General features: G+C 47.2%; 14 protein-coding genes. 6 read left to right on the forward strand and 8 right to left on the reverse strand.

The annotated features are described in order from the left end of the window. Nucleotides 1-6: 6 nt before the first annotated feature. Entirely contained in the window at nucleotides 7-591 is a 585-nt protein-coding gene (locus JUE95_RS03665; RefSeq protein WP_203649270.1) for a xanthine phosphoribosyltransferase, read from the reverse strand. Between the two features lie 93 nt (nucleotides 592-684). Then, nucleotides 685-1,596, reverse strand: coding sequence for a 1,4-dihydroxy-2-naphthoate polyprenyltransferase (locus JUE95_RS03670; RefSeq protein WP_203649271.1), 912 nt, complete (start codon nucleotides 1,594-1,596; stop codon nucleotides 685-687). Between the two features lie 90 nt (nucleotides 1,597-1,686). Between JUE95_RS03670 and JUE95_RS03675 the strand changes: the two genes are divergently transcribed. Then, nucleotides 1,687-2,619: a polyprenyl synthetase family protein gene (locus tag JUE95_RS03675; protein ID WP_203649272.1), complete on the forward strand. Its 933-nt coding sequence runs from the start codon at nucleotides 1,687-1,689 to the stop codon at nucleotides 2,617-2,619. A gap of 212 nt (nucleotides 2,620-2,831) precedes the next feature. Here JUE95_RS03675 and cydC read toward each other — a convergent pair whose 3' ends face one another. From cydC to JUE95_RS03695, 4 genes are all read right to left on the reverse strand, one after another. Further along, nucleotides 2,832-4,577, reverse strand: coding sequence for a thiol reductant ABC exporter subunit CydC (gene cydC, locus JUE95_RS03680; RefSeq protein WP_203649273.1), 1,746 nt, complete (start codon nucleotides 4,575-4,577; stop codon nucleotides 2,832-2,834). Then, entirely contained in the window at nucleotides 4,564-6,300 is a 1,737-nt protein-coding gene (gene cydD, locus JUE95_RS03685; RefSeq protein ID WP_203649275.1) for a thiol reductant ABC exporter subunit CydD, read from the reverse strand. The genes cydC and cydD overlap by 14 nt, the downstream gene beginning before the upstream one ends. 160 nt (nucleotides 6,301-6,460) lie before the next feature. Then, the gene (gene cydB, locus JUE95_RS03690; RefSeq protein ID WP_203649277.1) at nucleotides 6,461-7,468 is read right to left on the reverse strand and encodes a cytochrome d ubiquinol oxidase subunit II; all 1,008 of its coding nucleotides are present in this window, start codon (nucleotides 7,466-7,468) and stop codon (nucleotides 6,461-6,463) included. Beyond that, on the reverse strand, nucleotides 7,461-8,921 hold the full coding sequence (locus JUE95_RS03695) for a cytochrome ubiquinol oxidase subunit I (RefSeq protein ID WP_203649279.1): 1,461 nt from the start codon (nucleotides 8,919-8,921) through the stop codon (nucleotides 7,461-7,463). The genes cydB and JUE95_RS03695 overlap by 8 nt, the downstream gene beginning before the upstream one ends. A gap of 275 nt (nucleotides 8,922-9,196) precedes the next feature. Between JUE95_RS03695 and JUE95_RS03700 the strand changes: the two genes are divergently transcribed. Continuing rightward, nucleotides 9,197-9,415 (forward strand): DUF2187 family protein, encoded by a 219-nt coding sequence (locus tag JUE95_RS03700; protein WP_203649281.1) that lies wholly within the window; start codon nucleotides 9,197-9,199, stop codon nucleotides 9,413-9,415. A 196-nt stretch (nucleotides 9,416-9,611) separates the two neighbouring features. Next, complete coding sequence (locus JUE95_RS03705) at nucleotides 9,612-10,772, forward strand: GGDEF domain-containing protein (RefSeq protein WP_203649283.1); 1,161 nt, start codon at nucleotides 9,612-9,614, stop codon at nucleotides 10,770-10,772. Between the two features lie 43 nt (nucleotides 10,773-10,815). Here JUE95_RS03705 and JUE95_RS03710 read toward each other — a convergent pair whose 3' ends face one another. Together JUE95_RS03710 and JUE95_RS03715 are read right to left on the reverse strand one after the other, a co-directional pair. Further along, nucleotides 10,816-11,871, reverse strand: a complete 1,056-nt coding sequence (locus tag JUE95_RS03710; protein WP_203649284.1) for a D-alanine--D-alanine ligase family protein — start codon at nucleotides 11,869-11,871, stop codon at nucleotides 10,816-10,818. A 90-nt stretch (nucleotides 11,872-11,961) separates the two neighbouring features. Next, complete coding sequence (locus tag JUE95_RS03715) at nucleotides 11,962-12,603, reverse strand: ECF transporter S component (RefSeq protein ID WP_308440888.1); 642 nt, start codon at nucleotides 12,601-12,603, stop codon at nucleotides 11,962-11,964. Between the two features lie 180 nt (nucleotides 12,604-12,783). Between JUE95_RS03715 and JUE95_RS03720 the strand changes: the two genes are divergently transcribed. The 3 genes from JUE95_RS03720 (at nucleotide 12,784) to JUE95_RS03730 (ending at nucleotide 15,783) form a co-directional block, all read left to right on the forward strand. Further along, nucleotides 12,784-13,962, forward strand: a complete 1,179-nt coding sequence (locus JUE95_RS03720) for an MFS transporter (protein ID WP_203649286.1) — start codon at nucleotides 12,784-12,786, stop codon at nucleotides 13,960-13,962. A gap of 1 nt (nucleotide 13,963) precedes the next feature. Continuing rightward, on the forward strand, nucleotides 13,964-14,800 hold the full coding sequence (gene nadC, locus JUE95_RS03725) for a carboxylating nicotinate-nucleotide diphosphorylase (RefSeq protein WP_235995166.1): 837 nt from the start codon (nucleotides 13,964-13,966) through the stop codon (nucleotides 14,798-14,800). 230 nt (nucleotides 14,801-15,030) lie between these two features. Further along, nucleotides 15,031-15,783, forward strand: a complete 753-nt coding sequence (locus tag JUE95_RS03730; protein WP_203649287.1) for an NUDIX domain-containing protein — start codon at nucleotides 15,031-15,033, stop codon at nucleotides 15,781-15,783. The last annotated feature ends 73 nt before the right edge of the window (nucleotides 15,784-15,856 follow it).

The following is a 15,856-nucleotide window of genomic DNA, read 5'->3' on the forward strand; positions in this document are numbered from 1 at the left end:
TGACGGTTATTTGGCGTCGGGAGCTGCAAAGGTGACCTGGTTATCGTCTAGTGAAGCAATGCTTGCTAGAGCTTCCAGATGGATGCCTTGATCCAGCACCATTTGATGGCCCTTCTGGAACCGCTTTTCAATCACAACGCCGACCCCGGCAACTTCAACCTGTGCGGCCTTGCAAATTTCCAGCATTCCCTGAACGGCTTGACCGTTAGCTAAAAAGTCATCGATGATCAAGATCTTATCGTCCGGATCAATAAACCGCTTATCAATACTGATATCGTTGTTGACCTGTTTCGTGTACGAATAAACCGTTGCGGTGTACAAATTATCGGTCAGTGTCAATGACCGGTGCTTTCTGGCAAACACCACTGGAACGTTCATTCGCAGCCCCGCCATCAAAGCGGGCGCTATTCCGGACGACTCAACGGTCAAAATCCGGGTCACGCCAGCGTCTTCAAACAGCCGTTTAAATTCGCCGCCGATTTCGTACATTAATTGGGGATCAACTTGATGGTTCAAAAAGTTATCCACTTTCAACACTTCACCAGGTAAAACAGTGCCGTCGCGTTTGATTCGATCTTCCAATAACTTCATCGATTGCTGCCTCCTAAATAGCTTCAGTACTACGTTAATGACTTATGTTTAGTGTACCCGATAAATCATCGTTTTGCCAATCTGAAGACACTTTTACCAGCCTAAAATTGTGCCGATGCCGATACAGATAATACAGAATAATGCCATCATCAGAGAATTTTGAACCGCATATTTGAAGGTTTCCTTTTTAACTTGTTTAACCATGAAAGCACGGGTATTGCGAGAAACAATTGGAATGCTGAATAACACCAGAAGGCTCATGATGGGCAAATAGCCCAAGACCACACTGGCAATCAAACATAAATAGCCAGCAACATAATCGGCAATGAAGACTTTGAGCATAGCCGGTTTACCGAAGTAATACACGATGGTTTTTCGGTTCAGTGTCCTATCTTCCTCCGCGTCACAGAGGTTATTTGCCAGCATAATGTTAGCAATGGCAAACACCGCAATGCCGGAAGTCAGCAGGACTTTAAAAAACAGTGACCAGGTTAGCGGCTGAACCGGATAAGTATTGATATAAACGGAGATTAAAGTGATCACAAAGCCCATGGTCAGCCCCGAAAAGGCTTCACCAAAGGGCGTGGTGGAAATCGGCCGTGGCCCTGCGGAATAGCAGTATCCCACTAGAAAGCAAAACATCCCCATCACCAGCAGCGGCCAGCCGGTTTCAATCACTAATAAGATTCCCAAAACGGCGGCGCTGCCGGCCATCAGAATAATCAGGTTACGGATCAGCTTAACGGACAGATGATGCACGCCGATGATGTTGGTCTTTTTCTTCCATTCCGCGGCTTCATCCGTCGCGCCACGGTAATCAGAATAGTTGTCGTGGGCATCCACCGCCATATTAAACAGCAGCATCGCCACGAAGAAGGTGATGGCTAACGGCCAATTGACTTGACCGAAAACGTAGTACGAAAAGAACAGTCCCATGAAAAATGGCCAAACGGAAGCAATTTTAGCTTTAGCCTCCACGAGTTCCAAAAAAACATTTACAGACATAATTAACCTCCAAGAAATAGTGACGCTAGAATTGACATTGTTGCGTGAGCTTTGTATCTTAAACATAACGCTTTGTAAAGGAGTACACTGATGAATCTATCATTTTGGGCAGCAACCCCGCAGGTCCAGCAACGGCTTCAGCAGTTACAGGATTACCTGCTGAAAACCATTGACCTGCCCGATCAGCCCATACATATTAAAATATTAAAACTTCTGCAGTCGGGTGGCAAGTTTCTGCGGCCGGGCACCTTTTACTTGTTCGCCGGTCTGGGGCCAAATCAGGACGCTGATCAGCTATTAGTCGGTGCCAGTGCTCAGGAACTGCTGCACCTGGCCGTTCAGTTTCACGACCAGGTTTCAGACGACAAACTGGCCGTCCCCCATTTGGGGCAGAACAATCAGCAGCGCAACGCCATTTATGCCGGCGATTACCTGTTCACCCGCTACTTCGAGGAGATTCTGAAAGCCCAACCTGCATCAGCGGCATTCACCGAACACCTCAACGTCATGCAGCGGATTCTTTCCGGGCACTTCGATCAGCTGCAGCACCGCTTTGATTTAACGGAAACCGCCGCCGACTATTTCACTGAAATCAACCAGCGCACCGGTGAAGCCTTTCGTTTTAGCGCCGAACAAGGTGCTAAAACCGCGGGTGCTGATACTAAATTAGTCAACCTCAGTGCCGAGTTAGGTGCGGCCATTGGCAATGCCTATCAGGTCGCCCAGGATATTCAGCTGACCTTTAACAATGCTAAGGGGCTGTTAGCCCTCCTGCAAAACGGGCAATATCCGCTGCCAGTCATTCTGGCGTTGGACCAACCCTCAATCCAACGGATTCTAAAAAAGCAGCAGGAACTGACGCTCAGCGATATTAAATCGCTTCAAGACCAACTGGACCACAACGTGTCGCAAGAACAACTACACCGTCTAACCGTGCACACCAAGGAGTTGTTAGACCAATTGCCCTTCGGTGACGCACGGGACAACATCCGAAAGTTTACTGATCAGTTAGTTAAAATTTAGCATGTGACATAAGTCTATATATATGGATTTAATTTAACCTCTTAACTAAAACACATCCTAAAATTTGCTTTAGTTCATTACTTGAATATAGCCTTAACCTGTTCCACAACTCAGATTTTTCCTGCCATGTAACGTAAACAAGCCACTCCGACAAAAAACGTCGAAATGGCTTGTTTACGTTACATTCTGGAATCTACCGAGTTGTGTCACACTCACTCATTTTTACCCGCATCAAGTTCATACAGTTTCCTAAACCGTGGTTCATCCCGATACAGTGCTTGCGGTGTACCCTGCATATCAAAGACGCCATCTTCCAGGAAGCGAACCTGATCCACGTGGTCGATACCGGCCAAATGGTGCGTGACCCAGATAATCGTCTTATCACGAAGCACTTTGAACACCGTGTCCAGCAGCTGCCGTTCGGTAATCGGATCCAGGCTAACGGTAGGTTCATCCAAAACGATGATTGGCGCGTCCTGCAACAGGATTCTTGCCAGCGATAACCGTTGCCGCTCACCACCGGAGAACCGGGTACCGGACTCCTGCACTTCCGTGTCGTAACCATCCGGCAGCGATTCAATCAGCGATTTCAGTTCAACCGCCTCCACCGCCGCTTTCACCTGTTCATCCGTGGCGTTCAGATTCCCTAGGCGAATATTATTCATCACTGACGTATCAAACAGGTACGGCTGCTGATCCAGCACACCAAAGAGCTGTGCCCGCTGCTGCTGCAGTTCACTGACGGGGGTGCCGTTAATGGTGACAGAACCCACGGTGGGCGTTTGATCCCCCAGTAATAGCTTCAGCAGCGTGCTCTTACCAGTGCCGCTAGGTCCCAGTAGAGCAATCTTTTCGCCCCGTTTAATGTTCAGCGAAACGTCTTTCAAGATGGTCTTATCATCACCAGGATAATTAAAGGTCACGTGATCCACCTTGATTTCACCAACGGGTAACCTTAACGTCGACTGCGGCGTTGCCTTCGGCTGGTCGTTAGACAGCTGGTTGACCCGTTCGATGGACTGGCGGTAAATCGGCCATTCGCTGGCCCCTTGACTGACCTCCAGAAACGGCTCAACGATTGGAAACAGCGTCAGCGCAAAGGCTGCCACCCAGTTAGCCATTCCCTTTGTCGCGGTAAAGGTGGTCCCTGACCAAATCAGTAAGGTCAAAACTGCCAGCAAGAAGAAGAACTGAACGCTAAATCCTCGCCACCACTGAAAGAAGTGATCCTTCCGACGGAGTTTTGCAATGCTGTTGATGGGCTTTTTCTGCAGCGTCATAAAGTCGTTATAACGGCCGGAAATCACCCAGTCAGTTAAGCCTAAGACTTCATCCGTTAAATTAGTATAAGAGTTAGACTGAATCTGTTTCTGCTTAAATTCACGGGCACCGTTAACAGCCACTGACAGCAGCGGAATGACCAGTACGATCATCCCAAGCAGCAGGGCCATCAGCAAGGCTACGGGCCAGCTGAAAACGCCCACGCCAATAATGATGAACAAATACAGCAGCCAGCCCACTACGATTGGAAACACCGTTCGCAGATAGAGGTTTTCGATGTGGTCAATGTCATCGGCTAAGATGCTTAAAATATCACCCGTCTGGTGGGTTTGTTTAATGGCTGAAGCTTTCACTTCAACGGCTTGGTATAGCTTCTTACGAAAATCAGAAACAATCCGTAACACCCAGTTGTGGGAGGTTAACCGCTCAGAATAGCGAAAAACCGGTCGTGCGATCCCGAAAGCCCGTGCCAATACCACTGGTACGTAAATGTAGATGATGTTGCCAGGACGACGGGCCGCTTCACTGATCAGATAACCAGAGTTAAACATCAAAGCAGCAGCGGACAGAAAGGTCATCATCCCGAGGAATAGCACCAGCACTAGCAGCCACTTATATTTGCGCAGATACGGCATGACCCAGGTATCATGAGCAAAAGTCTGTTTAATCGAGTGCATGCAATCCCCCCATTTCCGAGCGTAATTTAGTGTAAGGACCATCGTGCTGGGCTAATTCAGCCGGCGTCCCCTGCTCAACCAGCCGGCCGTGATCCATCACTAAGACATAATCCATTTGATTGATCCAGTGCAGCCGATGGGTGGCAAAGAACACCAGCCGGTTGTCCAGTAACGGCAGCATATCTTCCTTTAAAGCCGCTTCAGTTTCAATATCCAAATGCGCCGTAGGTTCGTCGAATAGCAGTACTTTCCGGCTGTCATCCAGAAAGGCCCGCGCCAGCGCAATCCGCTGTGCCTGACCACCACTGACCCCACGGGAGCCTTCCCCAATCATAGTGTCTAGCCCCTTGGGCAGCTCAGCAATCCAGTCCGTCAAGCCGGCCTTATCACAGGCAGTCTTAATAGTAGCGTCATCCGCGTTTGGTTTATAAAAACTGACATTCTCCCGCAAGGTCGCGTGAAACAGGTACGGTGATTGGGGAATGTAAATACTGTTATGCTGCCACGCTTCTTGGCTGAGGTGCGGCAATTTTTGACTGTTTAAACTGACGTGCCCCGGTTCATCCGGCGTTAAGAAACCGCCAACCAAATTAATCAACGTGGATTTGCCAGAACCGGACGCGCCAATAATCCCCACTTTTTGGAAACCGTGGACGTCAAAGGAAATATGACTCAGCGTTGGCGTGTCTACGTCCCCATAGGTTAACGAAACGTCGTCGAATTTAATCGTTGAATCCGCCTGCCAATTCAGCTGTTTCAGTTCATCGCGGTTTTTAGTTTCCGGTGTCTCTAAAACATCCAGTACCGCCTGCAGCGCGTTCTTCCCATTTAAGGTAGCGTGGTAATCATTGGCGAAGTTCCGGACTGGCAAAAAGTAGTCTGGTGCCAAGGTTAAAATAGTCAACGCTGGCAGCAGCATGATTTTACCGTCCATTAAGTCGAAACCCAGGAAGACCGCTACCACGGCAACTGAAAGCGTGGTAAAGAAGTCCAGCGCGAAGGTTGACGTCATGGCTATCCGCAACGTTGCCATGGTTTCTTTACGGTAGTCTTCACTGACGCTATAAACGTTACCGGCATACCGTTTAGACAACCCCAGCTGTTTTAAGGTACCTAATCCGCGCAAGGTATCCACGAAGTTGTTGGATAACCGCTGGTACCCAGCGTACTGACGGTCCGCTTTACTCTTAGCCGCCAAGCCGAGAATGATCATAAATAAAATAATAACCGGATAAATGATCAGCAAAAAAGCGGCTTCTTTCCACTGCATAAAGGCAATGTAGAGCAGAATGACCCATGGCGTGATCCCCATGTCCATGATTTTGATGACGATCAGCATCAGGTACGTCTGAACTTTATCGATTCCCTCAAGCGCCATGGTGACCATGTTCCCGGTACCGGTCTTCTCAACCAAGCTGGGACCCAGTCGAAATAGCTTGGTCATCAGCTGTTCGCGCATCTTACCAGTGGTCTTCTCCACGAAGGGATAAAACGACCGGTTCTGCGCTACCGTAATCAGATGCCGGCACAGAAAGCTCAGTATGAAAACGATGGTGGGCGTCGTAATCGTCACCAGCGGCTTTAAGTCCCACAGCCGCACCACGGCAATCGACAATGCCCGCGCTTGGATCACGATCATGACCGCTTGGATCAAGGTCAAGATTGCGATCATCACGATCCGGGGTGTGATCCCCGGAATTTTAAATAAACGCCTGTCTATCAAGTTACTCTCCTCCAATATCTTACAAATTACAGTTTAGCATTAACCGCTTTCAGGTACTATCATTTGCAGGTGAATTAATTGTATAAGAGCTATTTTTGTTAGAAATAAAATCCCCTAGATCTCATCGATCTCGGGGATTTTAAATTCATTCGCGTAAAACTTAAGCTGCCTTAGGACTCTTAAGCCGCTTGTAGAAGACCCAGTAACTCCAAATGAAGTAAACCAGTACAATTGGCAGAACCGAGAAAGCAACGATGGTCATAATATGCAACGTATATGGCGAACTCGAAGCATCTTTAATCAAAATTGAGTGAGCAGGGTTTGTAGCAATCATGACCCGTGGGAATAACCCGTTGAAGATCAAAACCACGATACTGATCAGAGATAATCCACTGGCAATAAAGGCAGTCCAGTTGTGGGCCTTCATCACGCCCCACCATGCAATCAGGGTCAATAAGACTAAAACAATCAAGATTGACCAGGTTGAAGCAGATTTCTTATCGAAGAAATCAGTTGAGATGTACAGCAGGACTACGAACAGGACTTCGCCCACGATCAAAACGGGGTATAAAACCTTGTTCCAGGCCTGTGCCCGGTCACGTAACGTGCCTAAAGTCTTGAGCTGCAAGAAGTTCAGACCGTGAATCAGGCACATCAGGGTAACGGCGACACCACCGACCAGTGAGAACCAGTTAACGTAGGTGGTGAAGGAACCAAAGATGTTACCCTTGGCATCCATTGGCACACCTTCAATCATGCTGGTGAACATCATACCGAATAAGAAAGCGGCGCAGAAGCTGCCAATAGTTGCAGCCCATTCCCAGAAGTTCCGCCAGGTCTCAGTCTTCATGTTAGCGCGGAATTCAAACGACACGCCACGGAAGATCAGGGCAACTAAGATCAGGAACAATACTAGGTAATAACCTGAGAATAAGGATGCATACCACATTGGAAATGACGCGAACATGGCACCGCCGGCTGTGATCAGCCAAACTTCGTTGCCATCCCAGTGCGGACCAATCGTTTGAATAATGGTGTCACGTTCAGCAGTATTACGGCCAAAGAACCGAACAGCCATCCCGATCCCGAAGTCAAAACCTTCAAGGAAGAAGAAACCGCTAAACAGCACACCAATCAGTAAAAACCAGAGAATTTGTGTACTAGTCATGGTTAAACGCCTCCGTTCCGTAAGGATCTTCGGTCTTGCCATCGGTATCTTCAGACGAGTAGCCGTTCATTTGAACAGCATCTGGCCCAGCCTTGAGAACACGGTGAGATAAAACGATCATGACAAGTCCCAATCCCGCAAAGAGTAAGAAGTAAACGATATTCGTAAATAGCAGCGAGCCCACGGTCGACGTTGGTGAAACAGCGTCAGCAATGGTCAATAAGCCATAAACGACCCATGGATAGCGCCCAAATTCAGTGACAAACCAGCCAGCCGTGTTAACGATGAATGGCAGCCACAGCATGAGTCCCATAATGTACAGGAACCACCGTTGCTTCATGATAGCCTGTGACTTCTTCCGGTTAAAGAACAGCCCGACGATGGCAATTAAAGCAAATAGCCCGCCAGAAACCGCCATGATCCGGAAGCTCCAGAACAATGTCTTCGTTGGTACGTAGTAGTTCATATCCTTACCGAACTTTTTGTCGTAAGTGGCGTGCAGTTCTTTATTAACCGTATTTTGCCCCTTAACCGTACCGGATAATTTATGATAGCTTAAAATGTTCAAAACGTACGGAACGTCTAATGATGAAACGGTCTTGTGCTGCTTCGTGTTGAAACTGCTGTAAACCGACCATTCACCCTTATTCGTTGAATCCTTGTACAAACCTTCCATAGCAGCAAACTTCATTGGTTGCTGATTGATCAAGTAACGGGTCTGATAATCACCAGAAGCAATAGAACCCAAACTTGCAATCAAGCCGATTACTAATGCCACGTTCAATGACTTCCGGTAGAAAGATTCGTGGTCCTTCTTTAACAGGCGCCATGCTGAACACCCAGCAACCACGAACGACGCGGTGATGCCAGCCCCCATGAGAACGTGAGGTAATTCCAGCCACAGCTGCGGGTTCTTAACCACGGCACTGAAGCTGGTCATGACGACTCGGCCAGTGGATTTGTTGATGGCAAAGCCCACTGGATTTTGCATGAAACTGTTAGCAGCTAAGATCCAAACCGCAGACAGCGATGAGCCGATTGCTACTAACCAGATAAACAGTGCGTGAATCCCCGGTTTAAAGCGTTCCCAGGTGAACATCCACAGGCCAATGAACGTCGACTCCAAGAAGAAAGCCGCTAACGCTTCGATGGCTAATGGTGCACCAAAGATATCACCCATAAACCGTGAGTATTCCGACCAGTTCATCCCGAATTGGAATTCCTGGATAATCCCAGTCACAACACCAACTGCGAAACTGTACAGGAACATTTTGCCCCAAAATTGGGCCATCTTCTTGTAAGCCTCGTCTTTTTTGGCCACGTACATTGTTTCCATGACGGCGACAACAAATGCTAAACCAATTGAAAATGGTACGAAGAAAAAGTGGAATACAGTCGTCATGGCAAACTGAAACCGTGATAGGCCTAAAACGGTTAAACCAACATTTAACATGATACCCCCCCTGACATTATTGACTAGACTCGTTATGCTATTCACATAAGCAGATTGTCTAGCTTGAGCTACTGCAAAAAAACCCCGCAATAACTCAGAAAGAATAGTCCTATGTTACAATTCTAATTATATCGAGTGATAAGTGAATCTTCAACCGTAAACCCTTACAAAAAGTCACAAAGTCCAAATTTTCAATTAAAAAGGCGTCAATTCATTGACAAATTATCAAATTTCGAGTAACTTATATGAATGTTTAATTTTGGGAGATGAGTTCAATGAAAATTGGCGATCAAGTGAGTTTTAAGCTGGAAGGCCAAGACTTTACCGGGTTCATCGATAAAGCGTATCAAAATTCTTTTATGATCACTTTTAAAAGTGATGATACAGAGATTCTGGACAAGTACCACGATCGTGTTGTGATCAACAAAAAGAAATTGAAATTAATCAAGGCTGCACCGGAAACGGATCCCGAATCCGATAACGATGAAGCTTAATTAAGGGTATAATAAAAGCGTCTGATATTCAGCCAATCCAATGGGAATATCAGGCGCTTTTATCATAGTGATTTAAGCCATATTTTACTTATACATATGACAACAGTTATAATAACAAGTGTACGTTTTAATCTGGCATACAATTCTGGTATTATTGAATCAAAATGACCGAGATATCAGCAAAGGGGCAATCATTATGGGGTCGGTAAACATCTGGGCGTCTTTTATCCTTTCATTATTTACAAACATCATTGTTCTTAGCGGTTCAATTTCCGTTTTAATCTGGCTGGAGGGCCTGACTAATTCTTGGATCAACCGTTACAGACCAGTCGTAGAAACAACACTCTGCACGCTGTACTTTATTTATCTCTGGGGAGAATCGTGGTTAAATTCCACTGTGGCACCAACCGCTTTCGGGATGCACTGGACTTTTTTAAACATGCTCATTGTGAGTTCATTTCTACTTAATGTGTACCTTGATTTATGGTTTGAAGTTGTCGTTGAAGGCCTGATGATGTTCGGCTACGTTTTCTTATACTCATCACATTTTAACGCCTATACCTTCACTGCCAGTTTAGCCTTCATCGCCGTTCTTTATATCAGCTATCACTGGGGTGACACCCTGTTTAAACATCCGCCATTGATGTATCTCGGCATGGCCGTAATGGGCTTCGTTTCCTTTGCGCTGATCATTAGTATCTTTGCAGCACCGGCTGACCCCTATTTCTGGCTGCGGCAAATGACTTCTCTGGTCATTCTCAGTATTTTGGGCATCGAATATACTCTGGCTACAACCCGACAGCTAGAAAGAAGTCAGCGTACCGCTACGTTGGCAAAACTGGACGGCTTGACCCAACTGTACAACTTCAGCAAGTTTGATGAAGATTTGGACAGTGCCTACAGCAAGTTTCAAACCAACCAAGAACCCTACGCCGTGTATGAGTTCGATATCGATCTCTTCAAGCAGGTCAACGATCACTATGGCCATCTGGTCGGCAACACCGTACTCAAGGCAGTGGCACAGGAGTTAGCCCATTTTGCCGCCAGTACCCCCTACGAAACCACCGCGTACCGAATCGGCGGCGAGGAGTTTTGCTTAATTGTTAAAGCGGATTGCTCTGATAAAAAATTCGCCGCCGAATTAGCTAATCACGTCCGTCAGCGAATCAGTAAGTTATCCTTTTTAGTTGACAGTTCCTCAATCAGCGTTACCGTTTCGGCGGGGCAAGCCAATAGTCAGCCTGATCAATATAATGCCCATGACATTTATAAGATGGCCGACCGCAGCTTATACCTATCAAAACAGCGTGGCCGCAACCGGGTTACGTTGGAAGGCTTCACGGTTAATGGCAGATGAAAACAAAAAATCGGTCGATAGTCTAAACTATCAACCGATTTTTTTATTTAACCTTTAGTCCTAAATTCTTGACTTGACCCTGAACGATTTGATCACACAAATCATCGTAACGGATCCCGTCTGCTTCTGCCTCTTGCGGCATTAACGACAGTGGTGTCATTCCTGGCAGCGAGTTGGCTTCAATGACGTATAAACCGTTATCGTTCCAGAAGAAGTCGATGCGACCGTAGTTATTCAGACCCAATACTTTAAACGTTTTTAAAGCAATGGCCTTCATCTCATCGTGCACGTCGTCAGGAATATCTGGCGGCGTCACGAATTTAGTGGTGTTCCCAGTAACAAATTTGTGTTCAAAGTCGTACCAGCCGTCCGTCACAATGATTTCAATCGCCGATAGGGCTTTACCATTCACCACGGCCATGGAGAATTCGCGGCCGTCGATGTACTCCTCCACCAGGATCTCACTATCAAACTCAAAGGCTTCCTTTAAGTCCTTCTTGAATTCCTCATCGTTTTTGGCAATGTACATACCGACACTGGAACCGCCGTTGGCAGGCTTAATGACTACTGGGAAACCGAATGGCAGCACCACCGTGCCAGAGTCTTCCTTCCGGATATTAACAAACTTAGCCGTCTGAATGCCGTTGTACAGCATGATCTCCTTGGACACACTCTTATCCATGGTGATTCCAGAAGCTAAAGCACCGCTACCGGTGTACGGAATGTTGTTCAGGTCAAGCACTGCTTGAACCTTACCGTTCTCACCATCACCACCGTGCAACCCGATCCAGACAATGTCGGCCATTGCCAAGATCTTTAATACGTTCGGCCCAAACAGCTGGGTCGTACCATCAGGACGCAGCGCGTTGATCACATCATCCGTCATGATTTCATCAGAGATATTAAGATCAACATCCTGTTCCTGGTCGGTAAACAAGCTCGCCATTGACTGTTCATCTGCATCTGGCAAACCTAGGAATAGGTCGACAAGAGCAACCTCATAGCCCTTACGACGTAGTGCGTTCGCTACTTTAGCACTAGAAGATAGGGACACGTTGCGTTCCGTTGAGCGACCACCGGCTAATACCACGATCTTCATAATTTTTTCCTCCGCTTCTTTCTTAGAACCTTAAGTATAGCAGAAATGATTTGGCGGAGCTAGATTTTGGTAATCGGTCTAATTGAATTTTCATTTTACGTAACGCAAAAGCGGTTTACTGATCAGTGGCACTAAAATTCCTGACATAATGGCTTCGGGAATCCCATTACTTGCCATGATCCCCAGCAGCCACGGCATGAAGGACTGGACGTTAAGCTTATCCAGCGGCAGCCAGCCCATGTAGTACATCCCTGCCATAAAGCCTAACACCAGCACCGTGTTAACTACGGAACCAACGATCCCTGCCAGCGATAGCTGCCAAACTTTGGCATCGTGTACGTTACGCACCATCTTCAGCAGTACCCAGCCGCTGATCAGACCAACTAGTAACCGTGGCAAAACGGAAACTAACGGGTTAACCAAAACGTAAATCGCCATTGGGCTGGTAGGCCAAACAAAGGCCCGGACCCAGTTAATGAACCCCCAGGTAAAGCCGACCCAAGCCCCGTCTTTAGGGCCAAGTAAAACGGCGGCGATCACCACGGTCACCTGAATGATGACGATACTGAACGGTCCCACCGGAATATAACCTAAAAACGGCACTACACTCTGAACAAAAACAATTGCGATAAATAAGGCTAAAATAGAAATGCGATAAGCGCGACTTTGCGTGTTAATAATGTTCCCCTCCTCGCGTGACTCAAAAGATTGTCTACTTAGAACGGCTATTATTTTACCGCGATTGGTAGCGTTTAACAATTAAAATTAATCCCCTAAATTATTTAAAAATTTTTCTAACTGTTTGACTCTATCCAGTATTTCGAGTATAGTTGCCGTAATGTAAAAGTGAAAGTTACTTTTATTGATAACTATTTAAGTATTTTATACTTTTTTTGTAAGGAGGAAGATCTCATGCAATTTAAGCAGTACAAGCTTCTTGGTGTCGTGGGAACTGCCTGGTTATTTGACGCTATGGATGTTGCCATGCTGTCATTTATCATGACCTACCTGAAGACCCAATGGCACCTGACTCCTGGTACGCTGGGAATCGTGAGTGCCGCAACTTCAGTCGGCATGGTGTTCGGTGCTTTAATCTGCGGTTTCTTGGCGGACCGTTTCGGCCGTAAACGGGTGTTGATGGTTACCCTGATCATCTTTTCACTGGGTGACGTCTTATTAAGCATTTCCCCCAACGTTCAGATGTTCATCATCATCCGCTTTTTGACCGGGGTCGGTCTTGGCGGCGAATTGCCAGTAGCCGCTACCCTGATCGCGGATCATTACAAAGGTACGCAACAGTCGCGCATGTTAGTCCTGGCTGACAGTTTCTGGGCAATCGGCTGGATCGTTGCTTCGCTACTGGCGTTCTGGGTCATGCCGCTGATTGGCTGGCGCTGGACGGTCCTGATCACCGGAGCTACCGTGATTTACGTACTGTTGCTTCGGCGTCACCTACCCGAAGATAAACCCGTTAAAGTAATGAAAAAGATTCCTTACCGGGTGCTTTGGCAACCGGAATACCGTGGTAAAACTGCCCTGTTAAGTTCGTTATGGTTCATCGTCATGCTGACGTACTACGGCATGTTTCTCTGGCTGCCAAGTGTCCTGCTGATGCGCGGGTTCCCCATCGTTACCAGCTTCAGTTATACCTTAATGATCAGCTTGGCACAGTTGCCGGGGTACTATTTAGCGGCGTACTTAATGGGTAAAATGCACCGCAAAACCGTCCTCATCCTGTACTTGATCGGTACGGTTGCTAGCGCGATTGCTTTTAGTGCGGCCAACAGTAACCTAGCCATCCTGGTCAGCGGCGCTTGGCTATCGTTCTTTGACCTCGGTGCATGGGGTACGCTGATTGCCTTCACTCCCAGCCAGTTTCCAAAAGCCATTCGCGGTACTGGAATGGGAATGGCTCAGTCCATTGGCCGGGTCGGTGCCACGATCGGTCCCTACATGGTTGGGCTGATGCTGCAGTTTAACTTTGGTGTCTCAAGCGTGTGGAACGTTTTCATCGCGATCTTATTTGTTGGAATTGCCCTCTTAGTATTCGGCGTACACGATTACGCTGCTAACTCTAAGGAGGCGGTCTAAATTGAAACTGAACTTTGAATTAGTCGCACCGCAGCTGCGTCAGTTTCTGAATGAAGACCTCAAAACGGGTGATTTAACCGCTCCAGTGATTCCTAATACTCGGGTAGATGGTCACTTTATCCTTAAGCAGCCGGCCGTTGTTAGCGGTGTGGAACTGCCGGCCATGTTCTATTCTTTGCTGAGTGATCAGGTCACCTACAAACCACTGATCAGCGATGGTACCGCTGCTGAAGCGGGCACTATTCTTGGGCGGGTCAGTGGCAACGCCAGAGATTTACTGGCAGCTGAACGCGTGACCCTAAACCTCATGCAGCGGATGTGCGGGATTGCCTCGGCCACTGCTCAAGCGGTCAGTGCATTAGATAATTCTCACGTGGGTATTTTAGACACGCGAAAAACAGCCCCAGGGTTGCGCCTCTTTGATAAATATGCTGTCATTTGCGGTGGCGGTGTCAACCACCGTCTGGGTCTCTACGATGCAGTCATGCTAAAGGATAATCACTGGCAGCTGATGGGCAGTCTCAAGGAAGCGGTAGCCACCCTTCGGCAAACGGCGGGACCCACTAAGATCATTGAAGTCGAAGTTGAAACCGAGGATGAACTGCACGCGGCGATTGAAAATAACGTTGATATGATCCTGATCGATAATCAGCCGCCAGCAACCGTCAAAGCTTGGCGGCAGCAGATTCCCCAGCGAATCGTCGTTGAGGCTTCCGGCGGTATTCAACTGGAAAACTTAGCAGAATATGGTCAAACAGGTGTCGATTTTATCTCCCTCGGCTACCTGACGAATAGTGTTCAGGCGAAGGATATTTCATTTGAATTAGACGCCGAATAAAATAACGTCCGTTTACCGTGCACCCCTCAAAATTAGAACTCACTTTTTGGGACCACGTTAAACGGACGTTTTTTAATTTAACATTAGCCAGAGCTATCAATTAACAATACCCGATTACTATACCAGTGCCCGTAAAATTTCCGTTTTAATTGAGTTTAAGGCTGTATTTTCAAGGCTTTTACAGTAAAATGAGAGTATAGCAATAACGGTAACTTGGAAGGGGGATCAAAATGGCAAAACAGTTTACGATTAACATCACAAATATTATTTGGAGTTTTGACCGTGACAATCACCAAGTTAATTTGCTGCTGGTTCGCAGAGCGGACCAACCTTTCTCGAATTTTTGGGCGTTGCCTGAAACCGTCATGCGCACCGACGAAAGCGCCGATGAAGCTGCTCTCCGATTGGTTCGTGAAAAAATCGGTTTAAAGCTGGCGAGCTTTCACACTGAACAGTTAGCCACCTTTACCCACCCTGAGCGGACACCGGGGCAGCGGACACTTTCACTGGCCTACATGACGTTTCTGCCTGAGATGCCTGACTTGACCCCCGGTTACGGCGCCACTGACGCCCGCTGGTTCAGCATGCGAGCGGCTGGTGAGCAGAGCACGTTCACTAACGGTAAATTTAAGTTTGCTACCACCCCGATTAATAATCAGACACAATACTACGTCTCATTGCCAGAACGAGCTGCGGATCCCAAAACAGACTTAGCCTTCGATCATGAATGGATCCTCAAAATTGCCTGTGACCGAATTACCAATAAGTTAGATTATCAGCCAAATATTTTACTGATCCTAGGCCCAACGTTTACCCTGAAGCAGGCGCGGCAGGTTTTCGCGATTTTCCGGCATATCAAATTGGAAGACATCGATAACTCGAACTTTAAGAAGAATCATCGCCACATCTTTGAGTCGGTTGGAACCGCCAGTCAGACCCATCCTGGTCGACCGGCAAAGGTCTTTCGACTTAACTATTTATGATTTCCTGAAAAACAAAAACGGCTTACCAACATCCGTTATGGATATCGGTAAGTCGTTTTTTGCGTCTATAACG

Source organism: Secundilactobacillus yichangensis (assembly GCF_016861565.1).
In the GTDB taxonomy this organism is placed as follows: Bacteria; Bacillota; Bacilli; order Lactobacillales; family Lactobacillaceae; genus Secundilactobacillus; species Secundilactobacillus yichangensis.